This window comes from Emticicia sp., assembly GCF_043780375.1.
Classification (GTDB): domain Bacteria; phylum Bacteroidota; class Bacteroidia; order Cytophagales; family Spirosomataceae; genus Emticicia.
Window position 1 is genome coordinate 14,864 of record NZ_JAYWCU010000245.1, and the last position, 17,309, is coordinate 32,172.

Below are 17,309 nucleotides of genomic sequence, written 5' to 3' on the forward strand. Positions count from 1 at the left end.
AAGATTTATTAAATTATAGGTGTAAATAATAAAGAATCTGTTATTCACTCATCCTATCATTCATTCACTCACTCATTAATTCAGTGCCCATGCTTTTTGCCCTGGAGTCATTTTTACACAACCTTCATATTTGCCTGGCACTGCCATATAAGCCAATGATTGGGTAGCACCTACTTCCGAAGTAAAATAACCGAGAAGCGTGAGTTCTTTCATTAATTTAAAGAATGGTGTTGGCGGAGCTTCTGTTTTTCCTTTAGTTTCTTTGGTCAAACCCGTTTCAGCATCTACTATTTTCTTAGCAGTTTCATTTTTCTTTGCTTCTTCATTCGACATAGTTTCAAAGGTTTTCAACAAAGCAGTTTGTTGAGCAGGCGTACTTTCTAAGAAACTTTTTCCTCCATTTACCTTTTTCGAGCTTCCATCAAGTTCATCAAGACCTTTCAAAAAATGCTCTTGCTGAGTAGTTGTATAGCAGTCTTTAAGCATCTTTTCAATAAATGGGCCTACGCCTGCATCTTTAGCTCCTGGAGTTGAGGTTTTAGGAATAATAATTTCGGCAATTTCAGAAACCAAATTTTTATACTCGGTCGAAAAACCAAAAGAAGTAGCTGCTTCGGTAGCAGTAGTAGACTTGCAGCCTTCAAGCATTGCAATCAGTGTTGGGGCAGACAAAGCACCTCCCATCAGGAAGGCAACTCTTTGCACGGCATCTCTTCTATTCAAGGTTAAATATACTTTAATGGGTGGTCAAATAAATTAAATGGTGAATTTACGAAAGAATCATTTGTCTATGCAAGTTAAAACCAATGAAAATTCTATGAACAGCTATAAATTGGCAAAATTTTTGTAATAAGTTTTCATAGAAATTTAATTTTATTTACGGTAAAATCCCTTTTTTTTAATATTTTCCCATTTTAAGCCTGACGACAAAAAACCGAAATAATGTTCTAAAAATTGGACTTCATAAACATATTATTGTGTTAAGTGCCTTTTTTTGAGAAATATTTTTATTTCTTTTGGTTGCATTAAATTTTTATTCCTAAAAAAAGTTATACATTTGTGCCATAAGATAGAAATCTAAAAATATAAAATATTGCTTGTCTGAAAGTGCCTCAATCAGACGATTATTCACAACAAAAAAATTTCCCTTTAGAGGCTGGGGGTTTTAATTTATGAAAATAGCAGTAGTAGGAACAGGATATGTAGGACTCGTAACGGGTACGTGTTTTGCCGAAACAGGCAACCAAGTTATGTGTGTTGATATTGACGAACGTAAAATTGAAAAACTTCGCAAAGGAAAACTCACTATTTATGAACCAGGCTTAGACGTAATTTTCGACCGAAATACCAAAGAAGGTCGCTTGAAATTTACCACCAATCTTGCCGAAGGCATTAAAGATGCACAAGTGATATTTTTGGCATTGCCAACACCTCCAGGTGAGGATGGATCGGCCGATTTGAAATACATATTAGGCGTTGCCAGCGACTTAGGACCATTATTAGAAAATTACGTAGTAATTATTGATAAAAGCACAGTGCCAGTAGGTACTGCTCAAAAAGTACATGAGCGTGTAGCAAAAAATGCAAAAGTTGATTTTGATGTTGTGTCAAATCCAGAGTTTTTGCGTGAAGGAGTTGCCGTAGAAGACTTTATGAAGCCTGACCGTGTGGTTATTGGAACGAAGTCGGAGAAAGCAAAAAAAGTAATGGAAAAATTGTATGCTCCGCTGGTGCGTCAAGGAAATCCAATTATTTTCATGGACGAGCGTTCGGCAGAAATGACAAAATATGCTGCAAACGCATTTTTAGCAATGAAAATTACTTTTATGAATGAAATTGCCAATCTTTGCGAAAAAGCAGGAGCAGATGTTGATTCAATTCGTAGAGGAATTGGTACAGATAGCCGTATTGGCAAGCGTTTCTTATTTGCAGGAATTGGGTACGGTGGCAGTTGTTTTCCAAAGGATGTGCAGGCTTTAGAAAAAACCGCTACTGAATTTGATTATGATTTCAAGATATTGAAGTCAGTAATGAAAGTAAATGAAAAGCAAAAAACCAAAATGATGCCACATTTGAAAGCTCATTTTGACGGTGATTTGAAAGGAAAAACAATTGCTATATGGGGATTGGCATTTAAACCATATACTGATGATATTCGTGAAGCACCAGCTTTGTACAACATCAAAGAACTCAGAAAAGCAGGGGCAAAAGTGATTGTTTATGACCCAGAAGCAATGGACAATATTCGTGAAGTAGTTGGCAAAAAAGTAAAATATGCCAAAACACCTTATGAAGCTCTCGAAGGAGCAGATGCCTTGATGATTATGACCGAATGGCCAGAATTCCGCACGCCAGATTTTGAAAAAATGGAAACAGCTTTGAAAAATAAAGTTATCTTTGACGGCAGAAATCTTTATGAATTAAAAGATATGCAAGAGTTGGGTTATACGTATTTCTCTGTCGGCAGACAATCTATAAAGTAATAAAACTGAATATTTGAATATTTTTATTCACTCATTCTACAATTCAATCATTCACTCATTAGTTTTATGAAAAGAGTATTAATAACGGGCGGTGCGGGTTTTTTAGGTTCGCATCTTTGCGATAGATTTATCAAGGAAGGTCATTACGTAATTGCGATGGATAACCTTATCACGGGAGATTTACGCAATATTGAGCATTTGTTCAAACATCCAAATTTTGAGTTTTATCACCACGATGTGAGTAAATTTATTCACGTTCCTGGCGAATTAGACTATATTTTGCACTTTGCGTCACCAGCAAGTCCGATTGATTATTTGAAAATTCCGATTCAAACCCTCAAAGTTGGTTCACTCGGAATTCATAACTGTCTCGGTTTGGCTCGTGTAAAGAAAGCAAGAGTAATCATTGCTTCAACATCGGAAGTTTATGGCGACCCCTTGGTTCACCCACAAACAGAAGAGTATTGGGGACACGTAAATCCAGTTGGTCCACGTGGCGTTTATGACGAAGCTAAGCGTTTTCAAGAAGCCATGACAATGGCTTACCATACTTACCATGGCTTAGAGACTCGTATCGTGCGTATTTTTAATACTTATGGGCCTCGTATGAGACTCAATGACGGACGTGTTCTGCCTGCATTTATTGGTCAAGCATTACGTGGCGAAGATTTAACGATTTTTGGAGATGGTACACAAACCCGTTCATTCTGTTATGTTGATGATTTGGTAGAGGGTATTTACCGTTTACTTTTGTCGGATTATGCTCAGCCTGTTAATATTGGAAATCCATCAGAGATTACGATGAATGAATTTGCTGAAGAAATCATTAAATTAACAGGTACTAATCAAAAAATTGTTCACAGACCATTACCAAAAGATGATCCGAAGCAACGTCAGCCAGATATTACAAAAGCAAGAGCAATATTAGGTTGGGAGCCAAAAGTAGATAGAGCCGAAGGTTTGAAAATAACTTATGAATACTTTAAGAGTTTACCGAGAGAAAGGCTTTTCGATGAAGTAGCTCACAGAGAGTTTGATAAAAAGTAAAAATTTAAAGAATTTAGTCATGCCACGTTTTAAATCGTGGCATGACTTTTTTTATTGATATCTCTCAATGATTTATCACTTCTTGGCTGCCCAAGCATCCATTTTACGTTCAATGACGCTCAGTGGCATATCTCCATCTTTCAAAAACTCATCATGAAATTCTGCCAAACTGAATTTTGTTCCCAATTGTTTTTCGTATTTTGTTCGTAACTCTCTAATTTTCAAGGCTCCAATTTTATAAGACAATGCTTGACCAGGAATTGCCATATAACGCTCAATTTCGGCAACAGCACCTTGCTCGGCTATCGGTTCGTTATCCATCATATATTTGATAGCTTCCTCACGAGACCAACCCTTTGTATGAATTGCTACATCAACTACTAAGCGAATAGCTCTATGAATTTCATCGCCTAATGCACCCATGTACTGGTAGGGGTCTGTATAAATTCCCAATTCTTTGCCCAAAGATTCACAATACAATGCCCAACCTTCAGCATAAGCAGACGTGCCACCAAATCGCTGAAATTTGTATAAAGATGTATTTTCTTGTTGCAACGAAACTTGGTAATGATGCCCAGGAATAGCTTCATGTAAAAACAAAGATTCCATGCCCGAGGTAAAGTTGAACTTGGTAGCATCAGGAATCGGTACGTAGAAAATCCCTGGGCGACTTCCATCAGCTGAACCAGCATTGTATTCTGCACTGGCAGATGCCTCTCTAAATTTTTCTGTTTCACGAATTTCGAACTTCGTTTTTGGCGTTTTGGTAAACATTTTGCTTAGATTTGGCTCAATTCTGGTCAAAATTGTACCAAAAGCATCTAAAACTTCTTTTGGGTTTTTATAAGGATAAAACTTCTTCTCGGTTTTTAGATATGAAAAGAACTCTGCTAAAGTACCTTTAAAACCAACTTGTTCCTTCACTTTTTCCATTTCACCTCTGATGCGTGCTACTTCTTTTAAGCCAGTTTCGTATATTTCTTCGGGAGTTTTGTCGGTGGTAGTCATTACTTTGGCCATATATATGTACAATTCTTTGCCTTGTGGCATATCGCCGATCCCTGAGCTTGTACGAGCTTTTGGCAAATACTCATTTTTTAGAAAATCACCCATTTTTTTGTATGTTGGTACAAGTTCACCCATGATTGCTTTTTTATAAGCATCAGTCAAGCGAGTTTTGTCGGCATCGCTAAAGTCTTTCGGTAATTTATTGATAGGGCCATAAAAAAGGCTTGTCGTTGGGTTACTCACCACCAAATCATTCATTTGTGGAATCATTTTCACAACCAACGATTTTGGCAAAACAATTCCTGTCGCAATTCCTTTACGGAAATTTACCACGGCAGTGTCGCCCCAAACTTTGAAAGCTGAAATACGTTTCAACCAATCTTCATAATCTTTTACGGTTTTGAATGGTTGGCTACCTTCGCCACTACCCAACTGTCCCATGGTGAGAGGTAAACCCCAAAATTGCTGAAAAGGAATATATTCGCTTCGAAATTTAAAACCTTCCAACTGTATTTCCATTTGACGCTTGAAAATATCGTAGGCAATCTTATCTTCATCAATTAACGATTCACGGTCAAATTTTGAAACTTTTTCGAGGTAATTGTTATAAACTACCTTTGTTTTGTCAATAAACTCTTGCGAAATATCATTGGGCAACAAATCATTATATCGGTTGTCGCCTTGATTGGTAGCAGATATTGGCGAAAGTTTGAGACTTTCTTCGTAGTAATCATCAAAAACTTTGGCTAAGTCTTTGTTTTGTGAGGTCGAAGTTACTTGTTCGGCTTTTTTTGAAGTACAAGAGATAATAGTCAAGGCTATAAGCCCCAATAGTAGTTTTTTCATTGTTTTGATTTACAGGTTTGTTAATGGGTTATTTATTTTTTACAGTTTTCTTTTCTACGAGTATCTACAATGCCTATAATTTTCCAGCCTTTGTCGGTTTTCATCATCGTAAACACATCTACACCACAATGATTGAACTTGTCATTAACATAAAACTCGTAAGGAGTCCAAGCTATTGCCATTTCACCATCAATTTTTATGTGGTAGCTCGTCAATCTTTCATCCAAAACTATACCTTCACGCTTGGTTCCTATTTGTTTTAACCAACCCGAAATCGGGTCTTCTTGTAAGTTTACTTCACCCGTTTTGTTTTTTCCAATTGATTTCAAAAAACATGAAGTATGCAAGACTTGTCGCACAAGTGTTGTGTCATTTTTACGCATTCCATCAAATACTTGGTTAATAGTTCCCTTGATTTGCTCTTCGTCGGTTTGAGCAAAAGTTGTAAGAGTGAAAAACATTAAAGTAACAAATAGCAATTTTTTCATAAATATAAAAGATTAAAACTGTTCAAACTTAGGTGCTTTATTATCAAATTTTAAATAATTACCTATTACCGAAGCACCATTTCCGAAACCACATTCGTAGGCTTCATTGAGATAAATAATGTTTGCTCCTCCTTCAAAAAAACTTAGTTTTAATTTACATTTACCATACTCGTTGTTTTCATAAATCGCTTCGTTTTTTAATAATTTCAAGTTTGTTTTCTCAATAATTGCCTGATTATAGCTCGGTGGGCCTTTTACTGCTTGTATTTCAATAATAATTTTGTCTTTTACTTGCTGCACATAAAGGTTTCCTGTGCCACCGTTTTTACCAAAACTATAAGCATACGAACCTGTCACAGACTTGTTTTCGGGCTTATCAATTTGTATAATTGTTGTTTTTTGTATACTAAATGATAGTTCCTTTCCAGTGGGGCTGGCCCACGAGCCTTTTATTTCATCATCCTTTTTTGTGCCATAATAAATGCCCGTAATATCAGCCTTCGTAGCAAATTCGTGAAGCAAGATGTTTTCTTTCTCAATAGTACCAATAATTTTGATGGGCTGTCCAACTTTTTTATAAGTTAGTGTTCCGTACACCAGATTTGCATCAAAGGTCAGCAATAAACTAATAGGGATTTTACCATTAATAAAACCATCATACGTTTGTTGTGAAAGTTTGGTTTGTGCAAAAGCATTCTCGCCAAACCCCCAAATAAAGAGCAAAAAGATGGGTATTAAAACGTTTTTTTTCATAGTATTTTTTGATTAAACGATGCAAGATAAAGATTTTAGCTTTTCTTTGTAAAAAAAATTATTCTTCCTTATAAAAACTTATAAAACTCGGTTTACAATGAAAACAAAACTATGCCTTTCACTGCTGCTTCTATGTATTTTTTCGACAAAAATTCTCGCTCAAAAAGGTGGAAAACAAGCACTATTCAACGGAAAAGACCTTTCAGGATGGAAAATTTATGGTACTGAAAAATGGTATGTTCAAAATGGGCTATTGGTTTGCGAAAGCGGCCCTGACAAAGAATATGGTTATTTGGGAACTGAAAAAACTTTCAAAGATTTTGAATTGACACTTGAGTTTAAGCAAGAAGCCAATGGCAATAGTGGCGTGTTTTTTCATTCTTCTATTGAAGGAACAAAAGTTACAGGTTGGCAAGTAGAAGTGGCACCTCCCGGCCATTCAACAGGTGGAATTTATGAGTCATACAAAAGAGGTTGGTTGATAAAACCTGAACCCGAAAAAGACAAAGCCTTGAAAATGGGTAAATGGAATAAAATGAAAATTTTAGTAAAGGGAAATGTTGTAACAACTTTCTTAAATGGCACTCAAATGATTACTTTAGACGATACCCAAATAGGCTCAATAAGTGGCAGTATTGCTTTGCAGATTCATAGTGGAGGAGGAATAAAGGTAAGTTGGCGTAAGATAAAAATTAAAGAATTATAAAAGTACGACGGGTTTTTAATTCGTCCTTTTTTCGACTTGACGGATTAAAAAAATCCGTCGTTCTAAACTCAACCCCTAAAAAAACTATGAATCAAGAAAAAACTACTTTTCAACACCTTTTTAGCTTACCTGTAATTGTAGCTGCTTTAGGCTATTTTGTTGATATTTATGACCTTCAACTTTTCGGAATCGTACGAGTACAAAGTCTCGAAAGCCTTGGTTTGAACACCAAAGAAGCCGTTTCTTCGGTCGGCACAACAATTATTAATTTTCAAATGATTGGCTTGCTTATTGGCGGCATTTTTTGGGGGATTTTGGGAGATAAAAAAGGTAGGCTTTCTGTGCTTTTTGGCTCAATTATTACTTATTCATTGGCAAATATCGCTTGCGGAATGATTCCTCACATCGAATTTATGGATAAAATTGAAGCCTACAAATGGCTGCGTTTTATTGCAGGAATTGGCTTGGCGGGCGAATTAGGTGCAGGAATTACACTTGTTTCAGAAATTTTACCTAAAAAACTTCGAGCAATAGGTACTTCAATGGTTGCTGGCATAGGCTTGCTTGGTGCGGTGGTTGCTACTTTTACCGTAAGGCTTTCAGGCGATTGGACAATTGCCTATTTGATTGGAGGTGGCTTGGGCGTAGCATTATTATTATTGCGTGTTGGAGTAATTGAATCGGGTATTTTTAAAGATATTGTTGGTAAGAAAAACGTAGAAAGAGGTAATTTCTTTGCATTTTTTACCAATTGGGAGCGTTTTTCAACTTATATGAAGTGCATTGGGATTGGAATACCATTATGGTTTTGTATCGGAATCTTGGTTTACCTAAGTAACGAATTTGGCGAAGCATTGGGTATTACTGAAAAAATTGACCCTGGTTTATCAATCATGTGGGCATATATAGGTATTTCGATTGGTGATTTTGGGAGTGGTTTTTTTAGTCATGCCCTTCATTCTCGCAAAAAAGCGATTGCCTATATGATGTCATTTGCTCTGATATGTGTGTTTATCCTGTTGTTTTCAGGAACCATCAAAAGTGCAGCTATGTTTTATACACTATGCTGTTTTTTAGGTTTTGGCACAGGTTATTGGGCAATGTTTGTAACTGTTGCAGCAGAGCAATTTGGTACGAATCTTCGAGCAACCGCTGCCACCACTATACCAAATATGGTGCGAGGTTCGGTAGTGTTGATGACAACTTCTTATAAGTTTTTCAAGCCTTCGCAAGGAATTATTATGGCAGGGGCAATCGTTGGTCTTATTTGCTTTGCGATTGGTTTTTACTCTGTCCTAACTGTTCCCGAAACGCATAACAAGGATTTAGATTTTTTGGAGGAGTAGAAAAATATTTAAAATCTCATCACAACAAAGGCTGAATCATTGATTCAGCCTTTGTTGTGTTAAAATAACGATTTAGTAAAAGCTACATCTTTCCATTAATCTTCTCCCAAATCGCTTCCAATGCCTCGTTTTTCACTCCTTTTCTACCTTTCGTTTCTTTGGTGATGTAAGCGATTCGTTCTTTTGTCATTGGGTGTGAGTTAAGATACGAGGGCATTTTATCAACGCCTACTTTTTTTTCTTCTTCGTGCAGTCTTTCCATCAGTTGTATCATACCTTTTGGGTCGAGTTTATTAAGATACATGATTTGCAAACCTTCCAAATCGGCTTGTTTTTCCATATCTCTTGTAAAATCCAATTGATAAATATTATTGGCTTGACTAACCAAAATATTTCCTATTGTATTCATGTCACCAATGACCACAGAAACTACCAACGAGCTTGATAAATTTCGTGCTAAACCTTTCAAAGAATGACGTTTTTTTACGTGCGTAACTTCGTGCGAAAGTAGGGCTACCAATTCTTCGGGATTCTTTATTTTCTTCAAAATAGCACTAAAAACTACCACATTTCCACCGGGCAAAGCAAACGCATTGACTTGCTCCGATTTTACGACTGTAAATTTCAAAGGATATTCTGTATCAAAATCTATTTTTTTGGCAAAATCTTTGAGTAATTTTGTCTTTTCTTTGTCAACTTCCATATCGCCCACAAAACTCTCATAAAACTGCTTCCCCAAATCAATTTCTGCCTCAATTGGGATTCCACCGGCAACATATTCGGCAACTTTTGGCAACACAAAAAAGAAAAATCCGGATGTAATTGCCATAAAAATAACTAATCCAATTAAAACACCACGAAAACCAGAATTTGCCAATTCGTTAGAAAATGCCAAAAAACCTTCTCTACGCCTTGGTAAATGGCTTTCTAAAGCATGAAATAGTGATGAGTCAATCGGAAACTCAAGATATTGATGCGGAAACTCACCATATTTGAGCATCGTTTTACCTTTGCCCGTAAATGAACTATAATCAATCTGTGAAATTACCCAAGCCAACTGACCATTTTCATAATTTATAGACAATATATTGCCCAAAATGCTTATTTTAGCATCATAAGGCTGGCTGGTTTTACCATCATAATATATTGCTTCCATCAGTAAATATTTATTTAGTACACAATTATCAATTTATTCCAAATTTCAGGGGTTTATGCCAAATCAATATCCAACCAATCTCCAACATCTTCGCCAGTAGCATCTCTATATTCGCTTTCGGTTTGTGAAATAATATCGGGGTCAAATGTACCGTCAATCTCCAAGCGTGGCATGATAAAATGCAGGTTTCGGACTTCGACATAAGGGGTTGCAATGCCTAAAGTAATGACCAACAAAAACATATTTCCTACACTTAGCCTGAATAAATCTCCAAAGGTCATGTTGAGTTTCACGCCATGCCATTGTTCGTTTTGCCAAGCAAAGGTGTGAGCCGCATAAAACTGAAAAATTTCTCGCTGCCGCATTAAAGCGATAGTTCCCAAAATGGCTATGATTAATAGATACAAAAAGACTATTCCGATTATTATACTGGCCGAAAAACCTCCAAAACCTCCTTTTATGTCGGCATTAAAAATAGTACCCAAACCGAAACCTAATACTGCTAAAACTAATATTATAACGATGCAAGCGATATAGCCCACAAGGAAAAATGCCATGTATTTGAGTTTGATAAGAAATAAATCAAGCCCTTTTCCTGTAAAATCGAATTCTATATCACCAAATCGGATGTGTTGAGTTATATATTTTCTCAAATCGACTTGTACCCATGACCAATAAATGCTAAACGTAACCACAGAAAGCAAAATGCCGATAAAAAATTTTGCAAATAACTCACTCAATTCGCCACGATAGCCAAAGAAAATACCTCGCCATGAAGTTCTCGAAAGTCGGTATTTTACAGTTCCGTGAATAGCCAAAGGATAAACCAAAATCAGACCACCATACAAAATCAAAAATCCTAAAACGATTAGTTGATTGCCTTTTGCCCAATAAAATCCACCATAAATGACTGCCACCATGAATAACATTTTTAGATAGCCAATAAACATTTCTTTCCCCGAACCATGAAACTTAAATCGGCTTCCTGCAAACTCTGTTTGCTCGTAGAGATAATCTAATTTAGCAGCTTTTGCCCATGGATAATAAAAATTGAGAGTAATAACTTGCAAGAGAGCATTTAGCAGGCGAATAACAAAGTATTTTGAACCTTCGCCATGAAATGACGGAATCCAAGGCTTATGTGGACGCATAATCGCGGCTGTTACAGGCTCAGTTGGTTCGCTTGGAGGTATGCTGTTTTCATCAATTAAGTCTTCAGCAGCCTTGTTTTCATCTAAAACTACTGTGTTTTCAATAGGTTGTGAAAACTCTTGTTCCAAATTTTGGTTTAATGGTGTTTGTTCTTCTGGTAGATTTTCGGGCATGGAAAAATGAGTAATTTAGTGATTAACGATTATTCGCATAAAGTATATTTCTTGTAAAAGTAAGTAAATTTGAAGGATAGAAAATCTTATTCACTAAATCACCAATTCACACACCCACTTAATTTATTTATACTAATCCCTCTCTCAGTAAATCGTGCAAATGGATAAAACCTTCCACTTTCTTATTATCAACCACCACCAATTGCGTAATGTTTTTTTCTTGCATCAATGCCAATGCATTGGCGGCATATTCATCAGCTAAAATAACCTTTGGCGAGGCATTCATGATGTCTTTCGCTTGCAAAATAGAAAAATCTTGTTGTTTATTCAACATTCTTCGCAAATCTCCATCAGTTATAATTCCCAAAAGCTCGTTTTCATCATTCACCACCGCCGTTGCTCCGAGGCGTTTGGAGGTCATTTCTAAGATTACTATCTGAATATTCGCACTTTCAATTACTTTCGGTACTGCATTTTGTGGAAAAATATCTCTCACTTTCAAATAAAGTTTTTTACCCAAACTTCCTCCTGGATGATATTTAGCAAAGTCTTTAGTCGTAAAATCTCGCCCTTCCAGCAAGCACATTGCCAGGGCATCGCCCAAAGCCAAAGCAGCGGTAGTAGATGTGGTAGGAGCAAGGTTAAGCGGACAGGCCTCTTTCTCTACATGAGCATTTAATACAAAATCGGCATTTTTGGCAAGATAAGAGCTAATATTACTTACCATTGCTACCAAGCAATTGCCATATCTTTTTAACAATGGCACTAAAATCTTTATTTCAGGGGTATCTCCACTTTTTGAAATACACAGCACAATATCATCTACTTGGATAATGCCCAAATCGCCATGAATAGCATCGGCAGCGTGCATAAAAATGGCTGGAGTTCCCGTAGAATTTAGAGTAGCCACAATTTTTTGGGCAATAATGGCACTTTTGCCAATGCCTGTTACAACAAGTCGCCCTTTACAAATAAGAATTGCATCGACACAAGCCTCAAACGACTCGTCAATATGATTTTTTAAAGAAAGAATTGCCTCCGCCTCATCTTGTAAGACTTTTTTAGCAACGCTTTGTATTTTTTTTTCTAACTTCGTCTTCACTTTTCAGAACTTGATTTTTCGACAAAAGTAGCGGATGTTTATCAAGCATACAAAAAAGAATCTTATATGCTTATTTCTTATGTCATAAAATAATCCTCAGATACTATCACTTTTAGCAACGTAAAATAAGTTTTTAGGATAGCTTTTATTTTTATTGTGTTTGCTAAATTAGAAAACGTAGTAAAAAATATCGGACTGACTTTTTTAAATCTAATTGTTTAATACCAATCAATAATGGCTTTATAAATCATTATCAAGAAAAAACAAATTTTAATACAAATTCAAAAATTGTAGTAACTTAGCATAATACTTATCCTAATTATCACATTTATAAGTTTCGGTTCAGCAACATTGCATTTATGGTAGAAGCAGCAATACAACAATCATTAAAAGAAAAACTCAAAGAAATCTTTGGCTTTGATGCCTTTCGAGGCGAACAAGAAACCATTATCAATAATATTGTTAGTGGACACAATACTTTTGTCATTATGCCAACTGGGGCAGGAAAATCGCTTTGTTACCAATTACCAGCAATGGTTTTAGAAGGCACTGCCATTGTGATTTCTCCGTTGATTGCTCTAATGAAAAATCAGGTCGATCAAATGACCGCATTTGGTATTAATGCTCAGTTTCTGAATTCGACACTCAATAAGTCGGAAATGACTCGTGTAAAAAACGATGTATTAAGTGGCGAATGTCGCTTGCTTTATATCGCTCCAGAGTCGTTGACAAAGGAAGATAATCTGATTTTTCTGAAAAAAGCGAAACTTTCGTTTATAGCAGTTGATGAAGCCCATTGTATTTCGGAATGGGGACATGATTTTCGTCCAGAATATCGCCGAATCAGAGGAATAATTGACGATATTGACCCAAGTTTGCCAATCATTGCCCTAACAGCAACAGCAACGCCGAAGGTTCAACAAGATATTCAGAAAAACCTCAACATGGAGGAATCGCATATCTTCAAATCTTCCTTTAATCGTAAAAACCTTTATTACGAAATTCGTCCGAAGATTGATTCTAAAAAGCAACTAATTCGCTACATAGCCAACAATAAAGGCAAATCGGGTATTATATATTGCTTGAGTCGAAAGAAAGTTGAAGAAATTGCAGGTTTATTGAGTGTCAATGGCGTAAAAGCATTGCCTTATCATGCAGGGCTCGACTCCGATACCCGAATGAGAAATCAAGATGCGTTTTTGAATGAAGAATCTGACGTAATTGTAGCTACAATTGCTTTCGGAATGGGCATTGATAAACCAGATGTTCGTTTTGTGATTCATTATGATGCTCCAAAATCGCTCGAAGGTTATTATCAAGAAACAGGTCGTGCAGGAAGAGATGGTTTGGAAGGAAACTGCCTCATGTTTTATGCCTATGACGATATTCTGAAATTAGAAAAATTCAATAAAGACAAAACCGTTACCGAACGAGACAATGCCCGTGCATTGCTTATGGAAATGGTGGCGTATTCAAACTTGGGTGTTTGCCGCAGAAGACAACTTTTGAGTTATTTTGGAGAATATTCGGACAAAGATTGTGGCTTTTGCGATAACTGTTTGAAACCTACCAAAAAAATAAAGATAGAAGACGAAGCCGTTTTAGGTCTAAAAGCTGTGTTTCAAGCAGGCGAAAGATTTGATATTCAGCACATTGCCGATATTCTGACTGCTAATACTGCCAATGCCTATATTCGTAGCCATGAGCATGACAAACTGGAAGTATATGGCAAAGGGAAGGGAATGTTTGTGCTGAATGAAGAAGACGATGACGATGATGAGGATGAAGAAGAAATTGAAGTAGAAGTTTCGGACGATGATGACGATGCAAAACCAGTTGTTGCAAAAGCACCACTACCTGTAAAGAAAGCCGAAAAGACATCGAAAAAGCACGACAATAAAAAATCATCAAACGACTATTGGGTTTCGGCTTTACGTCAATTGATGGTATTGGGATTTCTTGAAAAAGATATTGAGAATGCTTATGGCGTAGTAAGGCTAACAACCAAAGGAACAAATTTTATTGAAGATTCGCATCCGATTACAATATCAGAAGACCATAACTACGAAAATACCGAAAGTAGTGATGAGGATGATTTAAGTATGAACGGTAGTTCGAGTGGCGGTGCATTTGATGCTGCTTTATTTGAATTATTGAAAGCATTGCGTAAGAAAATTGCTAAAGATAAAAACGTGCCGCCTTACGTGGTTTTTCAAGACCCTTCGTTGGAAGAAATGGCAACCACCTATCCTACAACTTCGCAAGATTTAGCAAATATCAATGGCGTAGGTTTAGGAAAAGTACAAAAATTTGGCAAACCATTTATAGATTTAATTACAAAATATGTTGATGACAACGAAATTGAAACTACACAAGATTTAGTTGTAAAATCGGCCGTAAATAAATCAAAAATTAAGATTTTTATTATTCAGCAAATTGATCGCAAGATAAATTTAGATGAAATTGTTGAAGCGAAAGATTTAACAATGACTGAGTTAATTGAGGAAATTGAGCATATCTGTTATTCAGGCACACGACTCAACCTCGACTATTACATAAACCAAGTCATTGATGAAGACCGTCAGGATGAAATATATGGATACTTTATGGCAGCTGAAACTGATAATATTCGTGCAGCTCAACAAGAGTTTGAAAGCGAAGACATAAGTGAGGAGGAATTAAGGCTCATGAGAATTAAGTTTTTGTCTGAAATGGCAAATTAGGATTTAGAAGTAGAACTTAGAAATTTGGGTTTAGAATTCTGTAAAAGACTCGAACACTTTCATCCTATTTTCCCCTAATTCTTAACACCTAAATACTAATCTCAATTATTTTTCAATTTTTCTTATCAAAAAAACGAATAATTGTAGTTAATTAATAAAATAAATATACTTTTGTAAAAATTTATCATTCAAATCATAAAGTTACCATGAACATTTTTGTTGGAAGTCTGCCTTTTAAAATCGAAGAAAGCGAATTAAAGCAATATTTTGAAGAGTATGGCGAAGTAAGTTCAGTAAAAATCATTACTGACAAGTACACAGGAAGAAGCAAAGGATTTGCATTCGTAGAAATGCCAGACGATGCCTCAGCCCAAAAAGCAATTGACGCATTGAATGGTTCTGACATTGGCGGACGTTCGGCAGTAGTTAATCAAGCTGAAGAGAAAAAAGAAAGAGATAATCGTGGCGGAAGCGGCGGCGGCGGCGGTGGTTACAACCGTGGCGGTGGCGGCGGTGGTGGAGACAGAGGCGGCTACGGTGGTGGCGGCGGTGGCGGTTACAATCGTGGCGGCGGAAGCGGCGGTGGTGGCGGCGGTGGTGGCGGCGGTGGTTATGACCGTGATAACAACCGTAATAGATATTAAGAAAATTATATATTTAGGCTAGAGTTTACACATAAGGTATTGATTGTCAATGCCTTATGTGTAAACTCTTTGTTTTTATTTTAAGTTGCCATTATATATAAAAAACATTCAAATCTGAGTTTAGTAGATAGAATTCTATTTACCTTAGATTAATTTCTGTTGAGCCGAAAGGCAAGATACAAACATAAAAGAGGTAGTTATTTATCAAATAACTACCTCTTTTATGTATTTTTTCGGTTACTTATTTCAATAAGATTGGTTTTGAACAAGGTTTTTGTTCAAATCAATCTCTCTTTGAGGTAATGGCAATACAGTTTTTGGGCTTCCATAAACAGCCAATGTTGCTGTTGGTCCAGTTGTACGAAGAGGTAAACCTCGTCTCAAAAGATCCATTCTTCTGTGTCCTTCAAAACATAACTCCTTTCTTCTTTCTTCTAAAATTGCATTCACAAAAGCAGCTTTTGTGGTGAAGGTAGTAGAAGTCCATGCAGGAAGTCCAGCACGAGTGCGAATACCATTCACCAAATTCAATGATTCATTATTAATACCATTCAATTCTGCTAATGCCTCAGCACGAGTAAGGTAAATTTCTGATGTACGCACAAGCGGAGATAAGTCAGTATTGTTTGCTGCATCAGGAAACTTGAGAGTCATTCTTTTTCTTTGTCCATCAGCTGCTGTAACAAATGTGCTCAAATCAACGAATCTCTTGTCGGTCTCTTCTAGCTTGAACGAGGATTCCAAACTTGCAGCCATAGCACAGTCGCCACGTCCATTATTTGAGGCAGGTCTGTGGTACGAAGCCCATCCGCCAGAACCAGTACGACCATTATCAGTAGCACTATTTACAATAACGAAAACGTGTTCGGCAGTAGGAGTAGCTCCATAAAAAGAGTAGTTGGTTGCCAAACTGTAAGTACTTGTTGCACTTACAATTTGATTGGCAAAATCAGCGGCTTGTTGATATTCACCTTTGTAAAGATGAAGTCTTGACAGGTAACCTGCGGCTGCTCCTTTTGTCGCTCTTCCTCTTGATGCGGGAGTAGATACGGCTGGTAAATCTGTCAATGCCTCATTCAAATCTTTTCTAATTTGCTCGTAACATGCTGAAACAGTTGCTCGGGCAGGATACTCAATTTCGCCAGTAAAACTTTTCAATATCAATGGCACACCCGGAGTAGCACCACTCTGAACCTGAAAAGGTTGTGCAAACATGTGTAAGAGATTGAAATGAGTAATGGCTCTTAAAAACTTAGCTTCTGCAACCAATCTTTTAGAGATATCGGGTGTTAGTGCTGGGTCTGTCATTCTTGGAACATTTTCAATCACCGAATTGGCGGCATTAATAACTCTATAATGTACTTGCCAATAAACTTGAATTGTAGCATTGGGCGATGTAGTTACGTAGTTATTAATCTCTTGTAATGTAGGAAAAGAACCTACAAAATCGGTATTATCGGCTTGATAATCAAATATAATTTGAGGGCCTGACCCGAATACCTCTAATAATTGGGTTTGTGAATATACCCCTCTAAGGGTAGATTCGGCATTGGCAGCACTCGAAAATGCTTGCGAACCAGCCAGAGATTGCTCAGGCAGAAGTTCGAGTCTGTTAGAGCAGCTCGACCCAATCAAAACTAAAGCTGATAATATTGCTATTTTAATATTTTTCATTGTAATAA

At 36.7% G+C, this 17,309-nt stretch carries 14 protein-coding genes; 6 read left to right on the forward strand and 8 right to left on the reverse strand.

Features of this window, described 5'->3' with window-relative positions; all coding sequences use genetic code 11:
• Positions 1-75: 75 nt before the first annotated feature.
• Positions 76-723 carry a gluconate 2-dehydrogenase subunit 3 family protein gene (locus ACH2CJ_RS18480; RefSeq protein WP_394995078.1) on the reverse strand — a complete coding sequence of 216 codons (648 nt, stop codon included), beginning with the start codon at positions 721-723 and terminating at the stop codon, positions 76-78.
• 449 nt (positions 724-1,172) lie between these two features.
• Here ACH2CJ_RS18480 and ACH2CJ_RS18485 point away from each other — a divergent pair, with 449 nt between their 5' ends.
• Both ACH2CJ_RS18485 and ACH2CJ_RS18490 read left to right on the forward strand, forming a co-directional pair.
• A complete protein-coding gene (locus tag ACH2CJ_RS18485; RefSeq protein ID WP_394995080.1) occupies positions 1,173-2,483 on the forward strand; it encodes a UDP-glucose dehydrogenase family protein in 1,311 nt (436 codons plus the stop codon).
• 66 nt (positions 2,484-2,549) lie between these two features.
• A complete protein-coding gene (locus ACH2CJ_RS18490; RefSeq protein ID WP_394995083.1) occupies positions 2,550-3,530 on the forward strand; it encodes a UDP-glucuronic acid decarboxylase family protein in 981 nt (326 codons plus the stop codon).
• Positions 3,531-3,605: 75 nt separating this feature from the next.
• Here the strand turns inward: ACH2CJ_RS18490 and ACH2CJ_RS18495 are convergent, their stop codons facing one another.
• Genes ACH2CJ_RS18495 through ACH2CJ_RS18505 form a run of 3 tightly spaced genes read right to left on the reverse strand, consistent with a single transcriptional unit; the run spans position 3,606 to position 6,625 of the window.
• Positions 3,606-5,384 carry a DUF885 domain-containing protein gene (locus ACH2CJ_RS18495; protein WP_394995086.1) on the reverse strand — a complete coding sequence of 593 codons (1,779 nt, stop codon included), beginning with the start codon at positions 5,382-5,384 and terminating at the stop codon, positions 3,606-3,608.
• 32 nt (positions 5,385-5,416) lie between these two features.
• Positions 5,417-5,872 (reverse strand): nuclear transport factor 2 family protein, encoded by a 456-nt coding sequence (locus tag ACH2CJ_RS18500; RefSeq protein ID WP_394995089.1) that lies wholly within the window; start codon positions 5,870-5,872, stop codon positions 5,417-5,419.
• Positions 5,873-5,884: 12 nt separating this feature from the next.
• On the reverse strand, positions 5,885-6,625 hold the full coding sequence (locus tag ACH2CJ_RS18505) for a hypothetical protein (protein WP_394995091.1): 741 nt from the start codon (positions 6,623-6,625) through the stop codon (positions 5,885-5,887).
• A 97-nt stretch (positions 6,626-6,722) separates the two neighbouring features.
• Between ACH2CJ_RS18505 and ACH2CJ_RS18510 the strand changes: the two genes are divergently transcribed.
• Complete coding sequence (locus ACH2CJ_RS18510; protein WP_394995093.1) at positions 6,723-7,331, forward strand: DUF1080 domain-containing protein; 609 nt, start codon at positions 6,723-6,725, stop codon at positions 7,329-7,331.
• 86 nt (positions 7,332-7,417) lie between these two features.
• Positions 7,418-8,677: an MFS transporter gene (locus ACH2CJ_RS18515; protein WP_394995096.1), complete on the forward strand. Its 1,260-nt coding sequence runs from the start codon at positions 7,418-7,420 to the stop codon at positions 8,675-8,677.
• Between the two features lie 82 nt (positions 8,678-8,759).
• Here the strand turns inward: ACH2CJ_RS18515 and ACH2CJ_RS18520 are convergent, their stop codons facing one another.
• The 3 genes from ACH2CJ_RS18520 to ACH2CJ_RS18530 all read right to left on the reverse strand — a co-directional run bounded on the left by ACH2CJ_RS18520 (position 8,760) and on the right by ACH2CJ_RS18530 (position 12,260).
• The gene (locus tag ACH2CJ_RS18520; protein WP_394995098.1) at positions 8,760-9,833 is read right to left on the reverse strand and encodes a M48 family metallopeptidase; all 1,074 of its coding nucleotides are present in this window, start codon (positions 9,831-9,833) and stop codon (positions 8,760-8,762) included.
• A 53-nt stretch (positions 9,834-9,886) separates the two neighbouring features.
• Positions 9,887-11,158 carry a YjgN family protein gene (locus ACH2CJ_RS18525; RefSeq protein WP_394995100.1) on the reverse strand — a complete coding sequence of 424 codons (1,272 nt, stop codon included), beginning with the start codon at positions 11,156-11,158 and terminating at the stop codon, positions 9,887-9,889.
• Positions 11,159-11,285: 127 nt separating this feature from the next.
• Positions 11,286-12,260 carry an SIS domain-containing protein gene (locus ACH2CJ_RS18530; protein WP_394995103.1) on the reverse strand — a complete coding sequence of 325 codons (975 nt, stop codon included), beginning with the start codon at positions 12,258-12,260 and terminating at the stop codon, positions 11,286-11,288.
• A 359-nt stretch (positions 12,261-12,619) separates the two neighbouring features.
• Here ACH2CJ_RS18530 and ACH2CJ_RS18535 point away from each other — a divergent pair, with 359 nt between their 5' ends.
• Complete coding sequence (locus tag ACH2CJ_RS18535) at positions 12,620-14,983, forward strand: RecQ family ATP-dependent DNA helicase (protein WP_394995105.1); 2,364 nt, start codon at positions 12,620-12,622, stop codon at positions 14,981-14,983.
• 206 nt (positions 14,984-15,189) lie between these two features.
• The gene (locus ACH2CJ_RS18540; RefSeq protein ID WP_394995108.1) at positions 15,190-15,627 is read left to right on the forward strand and encodes an RNA recognition motif domain-containing protein; all 438 of its coding nucleotides are present in this window, start codon (positions 15,190-15,192) and stop codon (positions 15,625-15,627) included.
• A 246-nt stretch (positions 15,628-15,873) separates the two neighbouring features.
• On the opposite strand, the gene ACH2CJ_RS18545 is transcribed toward ACH2CJ_RS18540, so the two are convergent.
• Entirely contained in the window at positions 15,874-17,301 is a 1,428-nt protein-coding gene (locus tag ACH2CJ_RS18545; protein ID WP_394995111.1) for a RagB/SusD family nutrient uptake outer membrane protein, read from the reverse strand.
• Positions 17,302-17,309 lie beyond the last annotated feature (8 nt).